The sequence below is a fragment of the Pseudomonas sp. S2_E02 genome (assembly GCF_054668355.1).
In genome coordinates this window covers 6,474,613-6,493,263 of sequence record NZ_CP162761.1, presented here as the reverse complement: position 1 = coordinate 6,493,263, position 18,651 = coordinate 6,474,613, and the positions used below count along the sequence as shown (strand labels likewise).

The window sequence follows — 18,651 nt, the reverse complement described above, 5'->3', positions numbered from 1 at the left end:
AAGCATCCCCAGCCACTTTTTTAAAGGCAGACAAGAAGAATGAAAGCTTACGCCGTACCTTTCGAAAAATTCGTCAACCTGGCCGATGCCCGTCTGGGCACCAAAATCATTTCGGTCACCGATGACTGGTTCGCAGACGCCAATCGTCTGTTCCAACCGACCCCGGCCGTATGGAAGGAGGGCGTGTTCGATGACAACGGCAAGTGGATGGACGGCTGGGAATCACGCCGCAAGCGCTTCGAAGGCTTCGACAGCGCCGTAATCCGTCTGGGCGTACCGGGCTCGATCAAAGGCGTGGACATCGATACTTCATTCTTCACCGGCAACTTCCCGCCATCGGCCTCTCTGGAAGCGTGCTTCCTGGCGTCGGGCGAGCCTGATGAAAACACCCAGTGGACTGAAGTGCTGTCGGCCGTCGAGCTGCAGGGCAACAGCCACCACTACCACGAAATCAGCAACGACCAAGCGTTCAGCCACCTGCGCTTCAACATCTACCCGGACGGCGGTGTCGCCCGTCTGCGCGTGTACGGCATTCCGTTCCGCGACTGGTCCGCTGTGGGTGACAACGAGCAAGTCGATCTGGCAGCAGCCCTGAATGGTGGCCGCGCCCTCGCCTGCTCCGACGAACACTTCGGCCGCATGAGCAACATCCTCAACCCGGGCCGTGGCATCAACATGGGCGACGGCTGGGAAACTGCACGTCGTCGCACGCCAGGCAATGACTGGGTCATCGTCGCGCTGGGTCACCCGGGCGAGATCGAGAAGATCGTCGTCGACACCCTGCACTTCAAAGGCAACTACCCGGACACTTGCTCGATCCAGGGTGCGTTCGTCAAAGGTGGTACTGACAGCCAGATCGAAACCCAGTCGCTGTTCTGGCGTGAACTGCTGCCAAGCCAGAAGCTGGAAATGCACGCCGAACACACCTTCGTCGAGCAGATCAAGGCGCTGGGCCCGATCACCCACATCCGCCTGAACGTGTTCCCGGATGGTGGTGTGAGCCGCCTGCGCGTTTTGGGCAAGGTCGCTAAATAAGGTTGAACCCATTCGCGAGCAAGCTCGCTCCCACAAGGGATTGCATTCCACAGGTGGGAGCGAACCTGCTCGCGAAGGCGTCAGAACAGTCAACACAGAATTCGGATAAGAAGAACAGCATGCGCACACTAACGATTGAACCGCTGAGCAAAGAAGCCTTCGCCCCTTTCGGTGACGTGATCGAAACCGACGGCAGCGATCACTTCATGATCAACAACGGTTCGACCATGCGCTTCCATAAACTGGCGACGGTCGAAACCGCTCAGCCTGAGGACAACGCGATCATCAGCATCTTCCGCGCCGACGCGCAGGACATGCCGCTGACCGTTTGCATGCTGGAACGCCATCCGCTGGGCAGCCAGGCTTTCATTCCGCTGCTCGGCAATCCCTTTCTGATCGTGGTCGCGCCCGTTGGCGATGAACCTGTATCAGGCTTGGTCCGCGCCTTCGTCACCAACGGCAGGCAGGGCATTAATTACCATCGCGGCGTTTGGCACCATCCGGTGCTGACGATCGAAAAGCGGGATGACTTCCTGGTGGTTGATCGCAGTGGCACAGGCAATAACTGCGATGAGCATTTTTTCAAAGAGGATGAGCGTTTGATCCTCGCCCCCCACCAATAAGAGAAGGTCTGATCACTCGACAACAAGAGTGACAGGCGAGAGGTAAAGACTGTGGAAGCACATCTGTTGGAATGGCTGAACCTGAGCGTGCGCTGGGTTCACATGATTACTGGCGTGGCCTGGATCGGCGCGTCGTTCTACTTCGTCTGGCTGGAGAACAACCTCAACCGCGTCAACCCGAAAACCGGCCTGGCCGGTGACCTGTGGGCGATCCACGGTGGCGGTATCTATCACCTGGAAAAATACAAACTGGCCCCGCCGGCGATGCCGGAGAACCTGCACTGGTTCAAATGGGAAGCCTACTTCACCTGGATGTCGGGGATCGCGCTGCTGTGCGTGGTGTTCTACTCCAACCCAACGCTCTACCTGCTGGCTCCGGGCAGCACCCTGAGCGGCCCTGAAGGCGTGGCCATCGGTATCGGCTCGCTATTCCTCGGCTGGTTCATCTACTCCTTCCTGTGCGACTCGGCACTGGGCAAACGCCCTGCTCTGCTCGGCTTCATTCTGTTCGTGCTGATCATCGGCGCAGCGTATGGCTTCAGCAAAGTGTTTAGCGGTCGTGGTGCGTACCTGCACGTCGGCGCGATCATCGGCACCATCATGGTCGGTAACGTGTTCCGCATCATCATGCCGGCGCAGCGTGCACTGGTTGCCGCAATTGCCGAGAACCGCACGCCGGATCCGGCGCTTCCAGCCAAAGGCTTGCTGCGTTCGCGTCACAACAACTACTTCACCCTGCCGGTGCTGTTCATCATGATCAGCAACCACTTCCCGAGCACCTATGGCAGCCAGTACAACTGGTTGATCCTCGCCGGGATCGCGGTGTTGGCGGTGTTGGTGCGTCACTACTTCAACACCCGTCACGACAGCCACAAGTTTGCCTGGACTCTGCCGGTTGCAGCGGTGGGCATGATCACCCTGGCGTACGTCACCGGCCCAACGCCGATGTCGACCGCACCGGAAGTGGCCAAGGCACCAACCAAAATCGAGTACCAACCGCTGCCGGAAACGGCATTGGGCGGTGGCGCGAAACCGGCTGAAGCGGCGGCACCTGCTGCACCCGCAGCCCCTGCAGCAGCACCGGCGCAAGCCTCCAACACAGGCCCGGCCTTCGACAAAGTGCACAACGTGATTCAGGAACGTTGCGCGGTTTGCCACTCGGCCAAACCGACCAGCCCGTTGTTCAGTGCGGCCCCTGCCGGTGTGATGTTCGACACCCCAGAGCAAATTCGCCAGAACGCGGCGCGCATCCAGGCGCAAGCCATCACCACGCAGATCATGCCGCTGGGCAACATCACGCAGATGACCCAGCAGGAACGTGACCTGATCGGTGCATGGATCGCCCAGGGAGCACAGACCAACTAAGCAACAAAGCTTCGCGAGCAAGCTCGCTCCCACAGAGATCGCGCATTTCCTGTGGGAGCGAGCCTGCTCGCGAATCGCCTTAACGCGGTTTTACCTGATGCAAAGAAACAGCTGTGAGCAACCCGGCAGCTGTTCAATCACAAGAATAAAAAGATCCGAGGTGTTGCATGTCCGAGCTGTCCAAAGCGCGCATCCCCGACGCACCCGCCATTCAGCGATTGCCCCTTTTGCAACTGATCCTGGTCGGTTTGCAACATGTTCTGCTGATGTACGGCGGTGCCATCGCGGTGCCGCTGATCATTGGACAGGCCGCTGGCCTGAGTCGTGAAGAAATTGCCTTCCTGATCAACGCCGACCTGCTGGTCGCCGGTATCGCCACCATCGTGCAATCCATGGGCATAGGCCCGATGGGCATTCGCATGCCGGTGATGATGGGCGCCAGTTTTGCTGCAGTCGGCAGCATGGTCGCCATGGCCGGCATGCCCGGTATCGGCCTGCAAGGCATCTTCGGTGCGACGATCGCTGCCGGTTTCTTCGGCATGCTCATCGCGCCGTTCATGTCCAAGGTCGTGCGCTTTTTCCCGCCGCTGGTGACCGGCACGGTCATCACCTCGATCGGTTTGTCGCTGTTCCCCGTGGCCGTAAACTGGGCCGGCGGCGGCGCCGCTGCTGCGCAATTCGGCTCACCGATTTATCTGGCCATCGCCGCTCTGGTGTTGGGCACCATCCTGCTGATCCACCGCTTCATGCGCGGTTTCTGGGTCAACATTTCCGTGTTGATCGGCATGTGTTTCGGCTACCTGCTGTGCGGTGCCATCGGCATGGTCGACCTGAGCGGCATGGCCAGCGCGCCATGGGTTCAGTTCGTCACTCCGCTGCATTTCGGCATGCCGAAATTCGAACTGGCACCGATTCTGTCGATGTGCCTGGTAGTGGTGATCATCTTTGTTGAATCCACCGGGATGTTCCTCGCGCTGGGCAAGATCACCGGCCAGGAAGTCTGCCCGCGCATGCTGCGTCGCGGCTTGCTGTGTGATGCCGGCGCCTCGTTTGTCGCTGGTTTCTTCAACACCTTCACCCACTCCTCGTTCGCGCAGAACATCGGCCTGGTGCAGATGACCGGCGTGCGCTGCCGCTCGGTGACCATCGTTGCCGGTGGCTTGCTGATCGTGTTGAGCCTGCTGCCGAAAGCGGCATTCCTCGTTGCATCTATTCCTCCAGCGGTTTTGGGCGGCGCAGCGATTGCAATGTTCGGCATGGTCGCCGCGACCGGAATCAAGATTCTCCAGGAAGCCGACATCGGTGACCGGCGCAACCAGTTGCTGGTCGCGGTGAGCATCGGCATGGGCCTGATCCCGGTGGTGCGTCCGGAGTTTTTTGCGCATTTGCCGATGTGGATGAGCCCGATTACCCACAGCGGCATCGCCATGGCAACGCTCAGTGCGCTGACGCTGAACCTGCTGTTCAACATTCTCGGCGGCAAAGAGCGCGCGGCGATCAATGACTGCCACGCGCATTAACAGCATTACTGATTATCCCTGTGGGAGCGAGCTTGCTCGCGAAGAGGCCATGTCAGTCAACATCACTGTTGAATGACACACCGCTTTCGTCGGAACGCCGCCCGGAGCAAGCTCGCTCCCACAGGGACTGTGCAACACCCTGCCTCAAACAATAAAAACAAGAGGGAGCAACAGATGATTCGCACGCAAACCAACGTTCTGTTGAGTGGCGGCCTGCTGGCCGCGAGTCAGGCCATGGCCGGCGATTTACTGCTGTGGCAGACCAACAGCCTGAGCTATCTGTACGGCAAGAATTTCGCAATCAACCCATCGATCCAGCAGACGCTGACCTTCGAGCACGCCGACAAATGGAAGTACGGCGACAACTTCCTGTTCGTCGACAAGATCTTCTACAACGGCAAGGAAGACGCGAACAAAGGCCCGCACGCCTTCTACGGTGAATTCACCCCGCGCTTCTCGTTCGGCAAGATCTTCGACCAGAAGCTCGAGTTCGGCCCGATCAAGGACGTGCTGCTCGCCATGACTTACGAGTACGGCGAAGGCGACAGCGAGGCCTACCTGATCGGCCCAGGTTTCGACCTCAAGGTGCCCGGCTTCAACTACGTCACCCTGAACATCTTTCGCCGCCAGACCGAAGGCCCACGCCCCGGCGACGGCGTATGGCAGATCACCCCCGGCTGGTCCTACAGCTTTCCCCTGGGCAATTCCGATGTGCTGATCGACGGCTACCTCGATTGGGTAGTCGACAACGATGAGAACTCACGCGGCACCTACCACGCCAACCTGCACATCAATCCGCAGATCAAATATGACCTGGGCAAAGCTTTGGGCTGGAGCCAGAAGCAACTGTATGTCGGCACCGAATACAGCTATTGGAAAAATAAATACGGCGTCGAAAACACGCACAACTTCGACACCAATCAGAACACCGCCAGCCTGCTGGTAAAGGTGCATTTCTAAGATGGCCCGCAACCGTGCCCCATACCTGTCGTCGGTGCTCTGTTGCGGGGCACTTGAGAGCTGGCCGAGGAGTCAGTATTCTCCGCGGCCTCCTGAATTCGGTCTAAAAAAAAGCCCGGATTTAATTCCTGACCGAAAAGCCAACATATCCCGGCCCCGGTCAGTACCGAGGCGTCCCGAAAACACACTCAATCGACTGTTTTTCAGCAGCCGAGCGGGTGTTTTTTTGCTTTTCGAAAGCCTTGGCTCAGCTCTTGCTAACAGCAACGAAGCTGACCGATCGGATGAGTTTTTGCAGCAACGAAAAAAGGCGCCACACCAGAGCGCCGATCTTAAAAAAATAACGTGGAACACTTACTTTGGGAGCAACCGAATGAAACGTATGTGCACCAGCCTGATGCTCGCGGGATCGATGTTGGCCGGCGGCCAGGCCATGGCCGAAGGCCTGCTGCAGTGGCAGAACAACAGCCTGACCTACCTCTATGGCAAGGACTTCCAGGTCAACCCGCGCATCCAGCAGACCGTCACCTTCGAGCACGCCGATGCGTGGAAGTACGGGGACAACTTCCTGTTCGTCGACAAGATCTTCTACAACGGCAAGCCTGACAGCGGCGTCGGCAACAACACGTATTACGGCGAGTTCAGCCCGCGCCTGTCGCTGGGCAAGATCCTCGACCAGAAGATCGAATTCGGCCCGATCAAAGACGTGCTGCTGGCGATGACCTACGAGTTCGGTGAAGGTGATGTCGAGTCTTACCTGATCGGCCCTGGTTTCGACCTGGCCATCCCGGGCTTCGACTACTTCCAGTTGAACTTCTATCAGCGCCACACCGAAGGCCCACGTGCGGGCGACAACGTCTGGCAGATCACCCCGGTGTGGTCGTACACCATTCCGGTCGGCAATTCGAACATCCTGATCGACGGTTTCATGGACTGGGTCAGCGACAACGACGTCAACAAAAAGGGCGAGTACCACGCCAACCTGCACTTCAACCCACAGATCAAATATGACCTGGGCAAAGCGCTGCGTCTCGGCGAGAAGCAGTTGTACGTCGGTGTGGAATACGACTACTGGAAAGACAAGTACGGCATCGACGACACCGGTGCATTCAAGACCAATCAGAGCAACACCAGCTTCCTGGTGAAGTACCACTTCTGATCCGGCGGCGTCCGCAAGGATGCCTTCGCGAGCAAGCTCGCTCCCACAGTGGTTCTATGTTGAAGGCGAATTCCGCATACGACGCCGAACCCTGTGGGAGCGAGCTTGCTCGCGAATGGGTTCAAACAAGATTCGAGGCGGACGCCACCGTTTCGGATATCTCGAGAAACCGGCACAGCTCCTCGCGCTTGGCCAACGCATCCCGCCGCCCCAGATCAATCAACTCGCTGCAATACCCCGCCTCGAACAACAGATAACTCAACACCCCTGCCCCACTCGTCTTGGTCGCGCCCGGTCCGCGCAAGAACAAGCGCAACGCCGCCGGCAATTCCTGGCGATGGCGTGCCGCGATTTCATCGATCGGCTGGCTCGGCGAGATCACCAGCACCTCCACCGGCGCCACACCCAACTCACGGGTCGGCGTGCCGGCGGGCATCAAATGGCTGAACTGGTTGAGACGCTGAAGTAACTCGATGTCGCTCTCCAGGCTGTCAATGAATGTGCTGTTGAGCATGTGCCCGCCAATCTGCGCCAGCGTAGGCTGTTGCCCGGTGTAGGCGCGTTCCAGCGGCTGCTGCGGATCAAAGCCGCGCGGGTTGCCACTGACGCCCACCACCAGCACTCGGCTCGCGCCCAGGTGCAGTGCCGGGCTGATCGGTGCGGATTGCCGCACCGCGCCGTCGCCAAAATATTCATCGCCGAGTTTGACCGGTGCGAACAGCAACGGGATCGCCGAACTGGCGAGCAGGTGCTCCACCGTCAGTTCCGTCGGCACGCCAATCCGCCGATGGCGTAACCATGAATCGATCTTGCCGCCGCCCTGATAGAACGTCACCGCTTGCCCGGATTCGTAGCCGAACGCCGTCACCGCCACCGCATGCAATTGCTTGCGCGCGATCGATTCGGCGATACCGGGCATGTGCAGTTTTTCATTGAGCAGTTCGCGCAGCGGCGAACTGTTGAGCAACGCCACTGGCAGTTGCCGACCGAGGCCGAGCAGGCTGTGGCTGACAAAACGGCTGGCCTGACGGATAACCCCGGGCCAGTCACTGCGCAGCACGCAATCGCTGCGAAAGCCCTGCCAGAACAAGGTCAGGCGTTCGATGGCGGCGCGAAAGTCGCTAGCGCCACTGGCGAGGCTGACGGCGTTGATCGCCCCGGCCGAGGTGCCGACGATCACCGGAAACGGATTGTCCGCACCCAACGGCAGCAATTCGGCAATCGCCGCCAACACGCCCACCTGATACGCCGCCCGAGCCCCGCCGCCGGAAAGAATCAAACCTGTGACCGGTTCAGCTGGGCTCATCGCAACACTCCATGGTGCTTGAAAGGATGGGGGAATCAACCGCGTTTGGCGTACAACTTCGGCTCGCCCGGTGGCCGGCTCTTGAAGCGCCGATGCGCCCACAGGTACTGCTCGGGGCAGGCACGCAAAGCGCTCTCGACCCACTGATTGATGCGGATGCAGTCGGCTTCTTCGGTTTCGCCGGGGAAATCTTCCAGCGGCGGATGAATCACCAACCGATAACCGCTGCCGTCGGCCAGACGCTCCTGGGTGAACGGCACCACCAGCGCCTTGCCCAGACGCGCAAATTTCGTCGTCGCTGTCACCGTCGCCGCCTGAATGCCGAACAGCGGCACGAAAATGCTCTGCTTGGCGCCATAGTCCTGATCCGGCGCATACCAGATCGCGCGACCGGAGCGCAGCAGCTTGAGCATGCCGCGCACGTCGTCACGCTCCACGGCCAGCGAGTCGAGATTGTGCCGCTCGCGACCGCGACGCTGGACGAAGTCGAACAGCGGGTTTTTGTGTTCGCGGTACATGCCATCAATCGTGTGCTGCTGACCGAGCAACGCCGCGCCGATTTCCAGCGTGGTGAAATGCGCGGCCATCAGAATCACGCCTTTGCCTTCGCGCTGGGCCTTTTGCAAATGCTCCAGGCCTTCAACGTGGGCCAGCTTGGCCAGACGCTCGCGCGACCACCACCAGCTCATGGCCATTTCAAAAAAGGCGATACCGGTGGAGGCGAAATTTTCCTTGAGCAGGCGTTTGCGCTCAGCGGCGGATTTTTCCGGGAAGCACAGTTCAAGATTGCGCTTGGCGATGCGCCGCCGGTCGCCGGCCACGCGATACATCAGCGCGCCCAAAACACGACCGATGGTCAGCAAGACCGGATACGGCAACTGGACGATCAGCCACAAAAGCCCCAGACCGCACCAGAGCGGCCAGAAGCGTGGCGATAAAAAGGCTGTTCGAAAACGCGGGCGATCCATTAAAGCTTCCGTAAATGCAGTGGCCGCGCATTCTACATCGTTCGACCCGGCTTGCGGCCTGCGGGCGTTCTCGTTATAAGTCTCGGCACTTTTAGTGACAAGCCGTTGTATGCCGACATGAGCCAAACCGAACCGTTAGACCAAGATCCCGTATTCCAGCTCAAGGGCAGCATGCTGGCCATTACTGTGCTGGAACTGGCCCGTAACGACCTCGAAAGCCTCGATCGGCAATTGGCCGCCAAAGTTGCCCAGGCGCCGAACTTCTTCAGCAACGCGCCGCTGGTTCTGGCGCTGGACAAACTGCCGCCAAGCGAAGGCGCCGTCGATCTGCCAGGCCTGATGCGCGTCTGCCGTCAACATGGCCTGCGCACCCTGGCGATTCGCGCCAGCCGTATCGAAGACATCGCCGCCGCCATCGCTATCGACATTCCGGTGCTGCCGCCGTCGGGCGCCCGTGAACGACCGCTGGAAACACCCGAAGCCGAGGTCAAAAAGAAGCCGGAAAAACCGCCGGAGCCAACGGTCAAACCGACCCGCGTGATCACCACGCCAGTACGTGGTGGCCAACAGATATATGCCCAGGGTGGCGATTTGGTCGTGGTGTCCTCGGTCAGTCCGGGGGCGGAACTTCTCGCCGATGGCAACATCCATGTATACGGCCCGATGCGTGGTCGGGCGCTGGCCGGCGTGAAGGGTGACACCAAGGCACGGATTTTCTGTCAGCAATTGAGCGCTGAACTGATCTCCATCGCCGGTCATTACAAGGTTTCCGAAGATTTGCGCCGCGACCCTATGTGGGGCTCGGGCGTACAGGTCAGCCTGTCGGGCGACGTGTTGAACATCATTCGGCTTTAACGGATACTGCCGCATTTTCCAAGCATCTCTAAAACGTAGCGAAAACGGCTCAAACGAAGTAGGAAAAAGGCTCAATGCCGAATTCCAGCCAAGGCTGTCCGACTGCAGTAGTTTTCAAGAGATGTTTTTCAGGGGCTAAAAAGTCCTTCTTCCTTAGGGGTGAAACACCTTGGCCAAGATTCTCGTGGTTACATCCGGCAAGGGTGGTGTGGGTAAGACCACCACCAGCGCCGCTATCGGTACCGGCCTCGCTCTGCGCGGCCACAAAACAGTGATCGTCGACTTCGACGTGGGCTTGCGTAACCTTGACCTGATCATGGGTTGCGAGCGCCGCGTGGTGTATGACTTCGTCAACGTGGTCAACGGCGAAGCCAACCTGCAACAAGCGCTGATCAAAGACAAGCGCCTGGAAAACCTCTACGTACTGGCCGCCAGTCAGACCCGCGACAAAGACGCGCTGACTGTCGAAGGCGTGGAAAAAGTCCTGATGGAGCTCAAGGAACAATTCGAGTTCGTCGTCTGCGACTCCCCGGCGGGCATCGAGAAAGGTGCTCACCTGGCCATGTACTTCGCTGATGAAGCGATCGTCGTGACCAACCCGGAAGTGTCCTCGGTACGAGATTCGGACCGCATGCTGGGCCTGCTGGCCAGCAAATCGCGCCGCGCCGAACGTGGCGAAGACCCGATCAAGGAACACTTGCTGATCACTCGCTACCATCCAGAGCGTGTTGAAAAGGGCGAAATGCTGGGCGTTGAAGACGTCAAGGAAATCCTCTCGGTAACCCTGCTCGGCGTGATCCCGGAATCCCAGGCGGTGCTCAAGGCATCCAACCAGGGCGTCCCGGTGATTCTCGACGACCAGAGCGATGCCGGTCAGGCCTACAGCGATACCGTCGACCGTTTGCTGGGCAAAGAAAAAGCCCACCGTTTCCTCGATGTCGAGAAGAAGGGATTCTTCGAGCGCCTGTTTGGAGGTAGGTAATGAACCTTTTTGACTTCTTTCGTGCCAACAAAAAGCCAAGTACCGCCTCGGTAGCGAAAGAGCGTCTACAGATCATCGTGGCGCATGAGCGCGGCCAGCGCAGCACGCCGGATTACTTGCCAGCCTTGCAGAAGGAACTGGTCGACGTGATCCGCAAGTACGTCAACATCGGCAACGACGACGTACATGTTGCACTGGAAAGCCAGGGCAGTTGCTCGATTCTGGAACTCAACATCACCCTGCCTGATCGCTGAGTCGATCCGGCAGGTACGACGGCGGTTCAGGGCCATCCCCATGCGGGATGGCCCTGAACCGCCGTTGGCATTTGTTACGAGGCTGTTTTAATGCCGCTGTCCAACATCCGCATCATCCATCAGGACGCCGCCGTACTGGTGGTCGACAAACCGACGTTGCTGCTCTCGGTGCCCGGTCGCGCCGACGACAACAAGGATTGCCTGATTACCCGCCTGCAGGAAAACGGCTACCCCGAAGCGCGCATCGTCCATCGCCTGGACTGGGAAACCTCCGGCATCATTTTGCTGGCGCGTGATGCCGATACGCATCGCGAACTGTCACGGCAGTTTCATGACCGCGAAACTGAAAAGGCCTACACCGCACTGGCCTGGGGTCAGCCGGAACTGGACAGTGGCAGCATCGATTTGCCCTTGCGTTACGACCCGCCGACCAAACCGCGCCATGTCGTCGACCACGAATTCGGCAAGCATGCGCTGACCTTCTGGCGTGTGCTGGAGCGTTGCGGCGACTGGTGCCGCGTTGAGCTGACACCGATCACCGGCCGCTCGCATCAGTTGCGCGTGCACATGCTGTCGATCGGGCATCCGCTGCTCGGTGATGGCCTCTACGCCCACGAGCAGGCGCTGGCGGCATGGCCACGCCTGTGCCTGCACGCGAGCATGCTCAGCTTCACCCATCCGCAAACCGGCGAACGCCTGCGTTTCGAGTGCCCTGCGCCGTTCTGACAAGCACCACCGAACCCATGTGGGAGCGAGCAGGCTCGCTCCCACATGGGTTCGGTGCAGATTCAATTCCCCGGCCGATGCGTTAAACTCCCGCCCACTGCTGTCTGGAGTTTCTTATGCGCGAAGAGTTGAACCAAGGCCTGATCGACTTTCTCAAGGCCTCCCCTACCCCGTTCCACGCCACCGCCAGTCTGGTGCAGCGTCTGGAGGCTGCCGGTTTCGTGCGCCTCGACGAGCGCGAGCCCTGGACCACCGAGCCGAACGGCCGCTATTACGTCACCCGTAACGACTCCTCGATCGTCGCGATCAAAATGGGCCGCACCTCGCCACTGCACGGCGGTATCCGCTTGGTTGGCGCGCACACCGACAGCCCGTGCCTGCGGGTCAAGCCGCAACCGGAACTGCAGCGTCAGGGCTTCTGGCAACTGGGTGTTGAAGTCTACGGCGGTGCCCTCCTGGCGCCGTGGTTCGACCGTGATCTATCGCTGGCCGGCCGCGTGACCTTCCGCCGCGACGGCAAAGTCGAAAGCCAGTTGATCGACTTCAAGGCGCCAATCGCGATCATTCCCAACCTGGCCATTCACCTCAACCGTGAAGCCAATCAGGGCTGGGCGATCAACGCGCAGACCGAACTGCCACCGATCCTCGCGCAATTCGCCGGTGACGAGCGCGTCGACTTCCGCGCCGTGCTCACCGATCAACTGGCCCGCGAACATGGCTTGAACGCCGACGTCGTGCTCGATTACGAGTTGAGTTTCTACGACACGCAAAGCGCTGCAGTGATCGGCCTCAACGGCGACTTCATAGCCGGCGCGCGCCTCGACAACCTGCTGTCGTGCTACGCCGGCCTGCAAGCCTTGCTGACCGCCGAAACCGACGAAACCTGCGTGCTGGTGTGCAACGACCACGAAGAAGTCGGTTCCTGCTCGGCCTGCGGCGCCGATGGCCCGATGCTCGAACAAACCCTGCGTCGTCTGCTGCCGGAAGGTGACGAGTTCGTCCGCACCATCCAGAAGTCCCTGCTGGTCTCGGCCGACAACGCCCACGGCGTGCACCCCAACTACGCGGAAAAGCACGATGCCAACCACGGCCCGAAACTCAACGCCGGCCCGGTGATCAAGGTCAACAGCAACCAGCGCTACGCCACCAACAGCGAAACCGCCGGGTTCTTCCGCCATCTGTGCATGGCCGAAGAAGTGCCGGTACAGAGCTTCGTGGTGCGCAGCGACATGGGTTGCGGCTCGACCATCGGCCCGATCACCGCCAGCCACCTCGGCGTGCGCACTGTCGACATCGGCCTGCCGACCTTCGCCATGCACTCGATCCGCGAACTGTGCGGCAGCCATGACCTGGCACATCTGGTCAAAGTACTCAGCGCGTTCTACGCCTGCCGCGAATTGCCCTAAAAGCTTAAAAGCTTCGCGAGCAGGTCGAATCGTCGCACCGTCGCTCCCACAGTTTGAAATGCATTCCAATGTGGGAGCGAGCCTGCTCGCGAAAGCGTCAGTTCAGGCAGCACAAATTTCATCTTGAAACCGGCTCAACTCTGATACACATCAGAACAGCTCAAGCAAAACCGACCTAGACTTACATCATTCATTTCGACAAGGCAGTCTCCATGATCTCGATGTCTTCGTTCCACGCCATGCTCATTCCCATCCTGTGCGGAATGATCCTGCTGGCGATCGGTTTCAACTTCCGTGACAAGAACGCCGGGGTATTTGCCATGTGGGTCGGCATGCTGACGATCCTCGCCACGGTGGTCTACAAGATACTCGCCAAACTCAACGAATAAATCCGCGCCCGGCTCGCATTGAATGGGTGGGCCTCGTACACTCCAGCGAATCCGCCCCTTGCGAGGTTGACCGCCTAGTGTTCGCTCGTCTTTTTGCTTTGCCCAGTCTGTTCCTTGTCTGCCTGATGACACTGCTGCAGATGGCGCCCGCCCACGCGGTCGGCTTGCCTGGTCTGCTCAACACCAACAAGGCCCAGCCAGAAGCCCAGGAACCGCTCGGCCAGTCCCTCGACGAAGTCATCAAGTCGCTGGAAAACGACAAGCAACGCGCGCAACTGCTGACCGACCTGAAAAAGCTGCGCGACGCCACCAAAAAGGCCCAGGCCAGCCCCGAAGAAGGCGTACTCGGCCTGATCGGCGGGACCCTCGCCAACTTCGAAAAGCAATTCACCGGTGCCGACAGCCCGCTCAACCGCTGGGGCAACGAGTTCGACCTGGCCAAGGACGAACTGAGCGCGATGCTGCTACCGGCTAACGAGTGGCTGCCGATCATTTTCGGTTTCGCCATGATCCTGATGGTCTGGAGCCTGCTCGCCGCCGCGCTGATCTGGCTCAGTCACCGGGTACGCATGCGCTTCGGCCTCACCGAAGAACTGCCGCAACACCCCAAAGCCCTCGACATGCTGCGCTTTGCATTACGCAAGCTCGGGCCATGGCTGATCGCGTTGGTAATGACCGTCTACATGAGCTACGCGCTACCGTCGTCGCTAGGCAAAAGCCTGGCGATGGTGCTGGCCTATGCGCTGGTGGTCGGCACCTGTTTCTCGGCGATCTGCGTGATCGCGTTTTCCCTGCTCGACGGCCCGCACCGCCATCGTGCGCTGTACATCCTGCGTCATCAGGCGTTCCGGCCGCTATGGCTGATCGGCAGCTTCGCCGCGTTCGGTGAAGCGTTGAACGATCCGCGCCTGATCGAAAGCCTCGGCGTGCATCTGGCCCACACGGCCGCGACCATCGCCAATGTCCTCGCGGCAATCTCCACCGGCCTGTTTATCCTGCGTTTCCGCCGGCCGATCGCGCACTTGATTCGCAACCAGCCGCTGTCACGACGCCTGACCCGCCGCGCCCTCAGCGATACCATCGAAATCCTCGGTACCTTCTGGTACGTGCCGGCGCTGGTGCTGGTTGGCATCTCGCTGTTCGCCACGTTCGTCTCCGCCGGCGACACCAGCACCGCACTGCGTCAGTCGCTGATCTGCACCGTGCTGCTGGTGTTGTGCATGGTGATCAACGGCCTCGTGCGCCGCCACTCACTGAAACCGCAACGCGGGCCGAAACGTCACGCGCTGTATTCCGAGCGTCTGAAAAACTTCTTTTATACCCTCGCGCACCTGCTGGTCTGGCTGGTCTTTATCGAACTCGGCCTGCGCGTCTGGGGCCAGTCGCTGATCGGTTTTGCCGAAGGTGAGGGGCATGATGTCAGCGTCAAACTGTTCAGCCTGATCGGCACACTGATTTTCTCCTGGCTGATCTGGATCCTCGCCGACACGGCCGTGCACCACGCCCTCACCCGCTCGCGCAAAGGTCTGGCGAATGCCCGCGCGCAAACGATGATGCCGCTGATCCGCAACGTGCTGTTCGTGGCGATTTTCATCATTGCGTTGATCGTCGCGCTCGCCAACATGGGCATGAACGTCACGCCACTGCTGGCCGGTGCCGGCGTGATCGGCCTGGCCATCGGTTTCGGTGCGCAGTCGCTGGTAGCGGACCTGATCACCGGTCTGTTCATCATCATCGAAGACTCGCTGGCCATCGATGACTACGTCGACGTCGGCGGCCACCTCGGCACTGTCGAAGGCCTGACCATCCGCACCGTGCGCCTGCGCGATATCGACGGCATCGTCCACACCATCCCGTTCAGCGAAATCAAAAGCATCAAGAACTACTCGCGGGAATTTGGCTACGCAATCTTCCGCGTGGCGGTGCCGTACAACATGGAAATCGACGACGCGATCAAACTGATGCGCGAAGTCGGCCAGAAGATGCGCACCGATCCGCTGCAACGGCGCAACATCTGGTCGCCGCTGGAGATTCAGGGTGTCGAAAGTTTCGAGTCCGGCAGCGCGATCCTGCGCGCCCGGTTCAAGACCGCGCCGATCAAACAATGGGAAGTGTCTCGAGCCTTCAACCTGTCGCTCAAACGCCATCTCGATGAAGCCGGACTCGATCTGGCAACGCCGCGCATGAGCGTGCAAGTGATCACTGCCGGTGGCGGTCAGCCGAAGGAATAGCACTCAGGCGCGCGGTTGCAGTCACAGGCAGGGAAGCCCGACAACAATAATCAAGGAGAACCCGATGCAACTGACGCGCATTGCCCAAGCCGTTCTACTCAGCCTGTTCGCCAGCAACGCTGGCGCCGCGACGCTGGAAAGCACCCGCACAACGATCGCCGAACAAGCGCAAAAGCTCGAGCCCGAACTGCTGGAAACCCGCCGCGACATCCACGCCCACCCGGAACTCGGCAACACGGAAAAACGCACCGCCGAGCTGGTCGCCAATCAACTCAAAGCCCTGGGCCTGGACGTCAAAACCGGCGTCGCCCGCACCGGTGTAGTCGCCGTCCTCAAAGGCGCCCTGCCCGGCCCGACCGTGGCTCTGCGCGCCGACATGGACGCGCTGCCGGTCAAGGAAGTCGCCGACCTGCCGTTCGCCTCAAAAGCCAAAGGCACCTACCTCGACAAAGAAGTCGACGTCATGCATGCCTGCGGCCACGATGCGCACACCGCCATCCTGCTGAGCACGGCGAAAATTCTCACGGGCATGCGCGACACCCTGCCCGGCACCGTGGTGTTCTACTTCCAGCCCGCCGAAGAAGGCCCAAGCGACTTCATCCCCGACGGCAAGAACACCTGGGGCGCGAAAATGATGATCGAGGAAGGCGTGATGAAATCACCGAAACCCGACGCCGTTTTCGGCCTGCACGTCTGGGCCGGTGTCCCCGCCGGCCAGATCGCCTACCGCCCCGGCGCGACCCTCGCCAGCTCCGACGACCTGCGCATCAAAATCCTCGGCAAACAGACCCACGCCGGCCGCCCATGGGACGGCATCGACCCGATCACCGTCGGCGCGCAAACCATCGTCGGCCTGCAAACCGTGGTCAGCCGCCGCACCGATATCTCGTCTTATCCGTCAGTGGTCAGCATCGGCACCATCAACGGCGGGACGCGCTACAACATCATTCCCGAATCCGTCGACATGACCGGCACGATCCGCTCCTACGACTACGGCATCCGCCAGAAACTGCATGCCGACGTCCGCCAGACCGTGGAAAAAATCGCCGAAAGCGGCGGCGCCAAAGCCGACGTCACCATCATCGAAAAATACGACCCGACCATCAACAACCCGGCACTGACGGAAAAAATGCTGCCGACGTTGAAGTGGGCGGCCAAGGATGATGTGGTGAATGCACCGCTGGTGGGTGGCGCGGAAGACTTCTCGTTCTTTGCCAAGGAAGTGCCGGGACTTTTTGTGTTTCTCGGCGTGACGCCAAGAGACCAGGACATGAGCAAGGCAGCGCCGAATCACAATCCGGGGTTCTTTGTCGATGAGTCGGCGCTGGTGGTAGGCGTGAGAACATTGGCCTCGTTGGCGACGGATTATCTGTATGCCAATGCGGGGGCAGGCAAATAGGGATGAGGTGATTGTGGGGGCGCCTTCGCGAGCAAGCTCGCTCCCACATTTGGACCGTGTACAGCCTGTCATCGCTGGCAGGTCGAACCGTCGCACCGCAGCGCCCACAGTTTTAATTTGCGAACACCCATGCGGCAAAGCCGCCCCACTCAACACAATGAGCGCAAGCTCGAGTACCGCTTTTGATCTTGATCCACGGGCGACGTCGGAAGGCTGAGTGGAGGGATTGATCCGGGCGTGGGAGCGCAGCGACCGTTTGGCGCAGCCAAACACAGCGAGAGGAGGTGCAGCGAAGCAAACCGTAGACGCTGCGCCCGGATCGATCCCGCAGCGAAGGAACCCCGAGCCCCAGCGAGCGGGCCGCACGCAGGAGCAAGCGTTTTTTTGCTTACTTTTTTTAGGCGTTTGTAAAAAAAGTGAGTCGCCGTAAGGGCGAAACCCTAAGCCGCCGTTACCGCAGCAACGGATATGCCCCCAAAACGATCAAACCACATCAACCCCAACGTGAATCGCATCATGCCGCCAAAACTCCAGATCACAATCAATCAACCGCTCATGCTGATCGTAATTGACCCGAGCAATCCGCAACCCCGGACTCCCCACCGACACCCTTAAAGCCGCCGCCGCATCCACAGACAATGACGTCGGCACAATCTCGAAGCGCACCCGCCCATAGTGCAAATCGTAATGCCGCGCATACAACTCGGTGATCGACTGATTCAAATCAAACTCAAGAATCCCCGGAAAAAACTGCGGATTCAAATAATGCTCCACATACAACACCAACCGCCCATCAATCCGCCGCGACCGGCAAATCTGAATCACGCTCGACAACGCCGGCAACTGCAACCACGCACACACCGCAGCCGAAGCCGGCTGCAACCGCGCCGAAATCACCTCGGTCGACGGCACCCGCCCCTGCGCACTGACCATCGCGTGAAAGTGACTGCGCTGCATCAGGTTATAGGCCAGACGCGGCGGCGAGACGAACCAGCCACGGCGCTCCTCACGATAAATCTGCCCCTGCGCCTCCAGTTGCAGCAACGCCTCTCGCACAGTAATCCGCGTCGTACCGAACAACTCACTGAGTTTGCGCTCGGCCGGCAACTTGCTGCCCGCCGCCAGCAACCCGTGATCGAGCTGCTCTTGCAGCACCTGGCCAATCGCTGTCACCGCTTTTGTTGCCTCATCGCGCATCAACGTTACCTATCTGGACTAGACCAGCACTGTTTCGGGGCAAAACTGCACGGCGATCAAGCCGTTTCCTGATGTTGCAAGCCTAGGCAGTGCAGATGACCAAGAGATGACAAAACTACCGAACGGTCGTCTTCACGACTTGCAATACATCGGCCAAGTCCCTTGCTCTGCGGGCCTTTGGGCATGGTCTACGCTTATCTGGCGGCCGCCAATACCAGGCAAATAAAAGGCCTGACACAAGGCCGCCGACATCAAAGTGTCATCCAGCCCCCTTAA

The 18,651-nt window shown here is 59.9% G+C and carries 17 protein-coding genes; 14 read left to right on the top strand and 3 right to left on the bottom strand.

The window, feature by feature from the left end; translation table 11 throughout:
- Positions 1–39: 39 nt before the first annotated feature.
- The 6 genes from alc to AB4O01_RS29185 all read left to right on the top strand — a co-directional run bounded on the left by alc (position 40) and on the right by AB4O01_RS29185 (position 6,662).
- Positions 40–1,035, top strand: coding sequence for an allantoicase (gene alc, locus AB4O01_RS29210; RefSeq protein WP_007913974.1), 996 nt, complete (start codon positions 40–42; stop codon positions 1,033–1,035).
- Positions 1,036–1,154: 119 nt separating this feature from the next.
- Positions 1,155–1,658, top strand: coding sequence for an ureidoglycolate lyase (locus tag AB4O01_RS29205; RefSeq protein ID WP_034151759.1), 504 nt, complete (start codon positions 1,155–1,157; stop codon positions 1,656–1,658).
- Between the two features lie 51 nt (positions 1,659–1,709).
- Positions 1,710–3,023 carry a urate hydroxylase PuuD gene (locus AB4O01_RS29200; protein WP_460090242.1) on the top strand — a complete coding sequence of 438 codons (1,314 nt, stop codon included), beginning with the start codon at positions 1,710–1,712 and terminating at the stop codon, positions 3,021–3,023.
- 167 nt (positions 3,024–3,190) lie between these two features.
- Entirely contained in the window at positions 3,191–4,543 is a 1,353-nt protein-coding gene (locus tag AB4O01_RS29195) for a nucleobase:cation symporter-2 family protein (RefSeq protein WP_099758423.1), read from the top strand.
- Positions 4,544–4,717: 174 nt separating this feature from the next.
- Positions 4,718–5,503, top strand: a complete 786-nt coding sequence (locus AB4O01_RS29190) for an outer membrane protein OmpK (RefSeq protein ID WP_064118622.1) — start codon at positions 4,718–4,720, stop codon at positions 5,501–5,503.
- A gap of 373 nt (positions 5,504–5,876) precedes the next feature.
- On the top strand, positions 5,877–6,662 hold the full coding sequence (locus tag AB4O01_RS29185) for an outer membrane protein OmpK (RefSeq protein WP_093441644.1): 786 nt from the start codon (positions 5,877–5,879) through the stop codon (positions 6,660–6,662).
- Between the two features lie 121 nt (positions 6,663–6,783).
- Here AB4O01_RS29185 and AB4O01_RS29180 read toward each other — a convergent pair whose 3' ends face one another.
- Positions 6,784–7,968, bottom strand: a complete 1,185-nt coding sequence (locus tag AB4O01_RS29180) for a patatin-like phospholipase family protein (protein WP_460090241.1) — start codon at positions 7,966–7,968, stop codon at positions 6,784–6,786.
- Between the two features lie 35 nt (positions 7,969–8,003).
- Entirely contained in the window at positions 8,004–8,936 is a 933-nt protein-coding gene (locus AB4O01_RS29175) for a lipid A biosynthesis lauroyl acyltransferase (protein ID WP_093441635.1), read from the bottom strand.
- 117 nt (positions 8,937–9,053) lie between these two features.
- Between AB4O01_RS29175 and minC the strand changes: the two genes are divergently transcribed.
- From minC to AB4O01_RS29135, 8 genes are all read left to right on the top strand, one after another.
- Positions 9,054–9,791, top strand: a complete 738-nt coding sequence (minC, locus tag AB4O01_RS29170; protein ID WP_026000431.1) for a septum site-determining protein MinC — start codon at positions 9,054–9,056, stop codon at positions 9,789–9,791.
- Between the two features lie 169 nt (positions 9,792–9,960).
- Positions 9,961–10,773 carry a septum site-determining protein MinD gene (gene minD / locus AB4O01_RS29165; protein ID WP_007913953.1) on the top strand — a complete coding sequence of 271 codons (813 nt, stop codon included), beginning with the start codon at positions 9,961–9,963 and terminating at the stop codon, positions 10,771–10,773.
- Positions 10,773–11,027, top strand: a complete 255-nt coding sequence (gene minE, locus AB4O01_RS29160) for a cell division topological specificity factor MinE (protein WP_003223146.1) — start codon at positions 10,773–10,775, stop codon at positions 11,025–11,027. Before minD ends, minE begins: the two co-directional genes overlap by 1 nt.
- A 90-nt stretch (positions 11,028–11,117) precedes the next feature.
- A complete protein-coding gene (locus tag AB4O01_RS29155) occupies positions 11,118–11,753 on the top strand; it encodes an RluA family pseudouridine synthase (protein WP_007960625.1) in 636 nt (211 codons plus the stop codon).
- 116 nt (positions 11,754–11,869) lie between these two features.
- Positions 11,870–13,159, top strand: a complete 1,290-nt coding sequence (locus AB4O01_RS29150; RefSeq protein WP_007919200.1) for a M18 family aminopeptidase — start codon at positions 11,870–11,872, stop codon at positions 13,157–13,159.
- Between the two features lie 212 nt (positions 13,160–13,371).
- Complete coding sequence (locus AB4O01_RS29145) at positions 13,372–13,548, top strand: hypothetical protein (RefSeq protein ID WP_016982863.1); 177 nt, start codon at positions 13,372–13,374, stop codon at positions 13,546–13,548.
- Between the two features lie 77 nt (positions 13,549–13,625).
- Positions 13,626–15,779, top strand: coding sequence for a mechanosensitive ion channel family protein (locus tag AB4O01_RS29140; RefSeq protein ID WP_460090240.1), 2,154 nt, complete (start codon positions 13,626–13,628; stop codon positions 15,777–15,779).
- 64 nt (positions 15,780–15,843) lie between these two features.
- Positions 15,844–17,178, top strand: coding sequence for an amidohydrolase (locus AB4O01_RS29135; protein ID WP_460090239.1), 1,335 nt, complete (start codon positions 15,844–15,846; stop codon positions 17,176–17,178).
- 483 nt (positions 17,179–17,661) lie between these two features.
- Here the strand turns inward: AB4O01_RS29135 and AB4O01_RS29130 are convergent, their stop codons facing one another.
- A complete protein-coding gene (locus tag AB4O01_RS29130; RefSeq protein WP_064121017.1) occupies positions 17,662–18,375 on the bottom strand; it encodes a UTRA domain-containing protein in 714 nt (237 codons plus the stop codon).
- Positions 18,376–18,651 lie beyond the last annotated feature (276 nt).

Bases quoted from the DNA above. Each gene is read 5' to 3' on its own strand.
- AB4O01_RS29185 (WP_093441644.1), top strand. From the start codon at position 5,877: ATGAAACGTATGTGCACCAGCCTGATGCTCGCGGGATCGATGTTGGCC.
- AB4O01_RS29130 (WP_064121017.1), bottom strand. From the start codon at position 18,375: ATGCGCGATGAGGCAACAAAAGCGGTGACAGCGATTGGCCAGGTGCTG.
- AB4O01_RS29155 (WP_007960625.1), top strand. From the start codon at position 11,118: ATGCCGCTGTCCAACATCCGCATCATCCATCAGGACGCCGCCGTACTG.
- AB4O01_RS29145 (WP_016982863.1), top strand. From the start codon at position 13,372: ATGATCTCGATGTCTTCGTTCCACGCCATGCTCATTCCCATCCTGTGC.
- alc (WP_007913974.1), top strand. From the start codon at position 40: ATGAAAGCTTACGCCGTACCTTTCGAAAAATTCGTCAACCTGGCCGAT.
- AB4O01_RS29135 (WP_460090239.1), top strand. From the start codon at position 15,844: ATGCAACTGACGCGCATTGCCCAAGCCGTTCTACTCAGCCTGTTCGCC.
- AB4O01_RS29205 (WP_034151759.1), top strand. From the start codon at position 1,155: ATGCGCACACTAACGATTGAACCGCTGAGCAAAGAAGCCTTCGCCCCT.
- AB4O01_RS29180 (WP_460090241.1), bottom strand. From the start codon at position 7,968: ATGAGCCCAGCTGAACCGGTCACAGGTTTGATTCTTTCCGGCGGCGGG.
- AB4O01_RS29150 (WP_007919200.1), top strand. From the start codon at position 11,870: ATGCGCGAAGAGTTGAACCAAGGCCTGATCGACTTTCTCAAGGCCTCC.
- AB4O01_RS29175 (WP_093441635.1), bottom strand. From the start codon at position 8,936: ATGGATCGCCCGCGTTTTCGAACAGCCTTTTTATCGCCACGCTTCTGG.
- minC (WP_026000431.1), top strand. From the start codon at position 9,054: ATGAGCCAAACCGAACCGTTAGACCAAGATCCCGTATTCCAGCTCAAG.
- AB4O01_RS29190 (WP_064118622.1), top strand. From the start codon at position 4,718: ATGATTCGCACGCAAACCAACGTTCTGTTGAGTGGCGGCCTGCTGGCC.
- minE (WP_003223146.1), top strand. From the start codon at position 10,773: ATGAACCTTTTTGACTTCTTTCGTGCCAACAAAAAGCCAAGTACCGCC.
- AB4O01_RS29195 (WP_099758423.1), top strand. From the start codon at position 3,191: ATGTCCGAGCTGTCCAAAGCGCGCATCCCCGACGCACCCGCCATTCAG.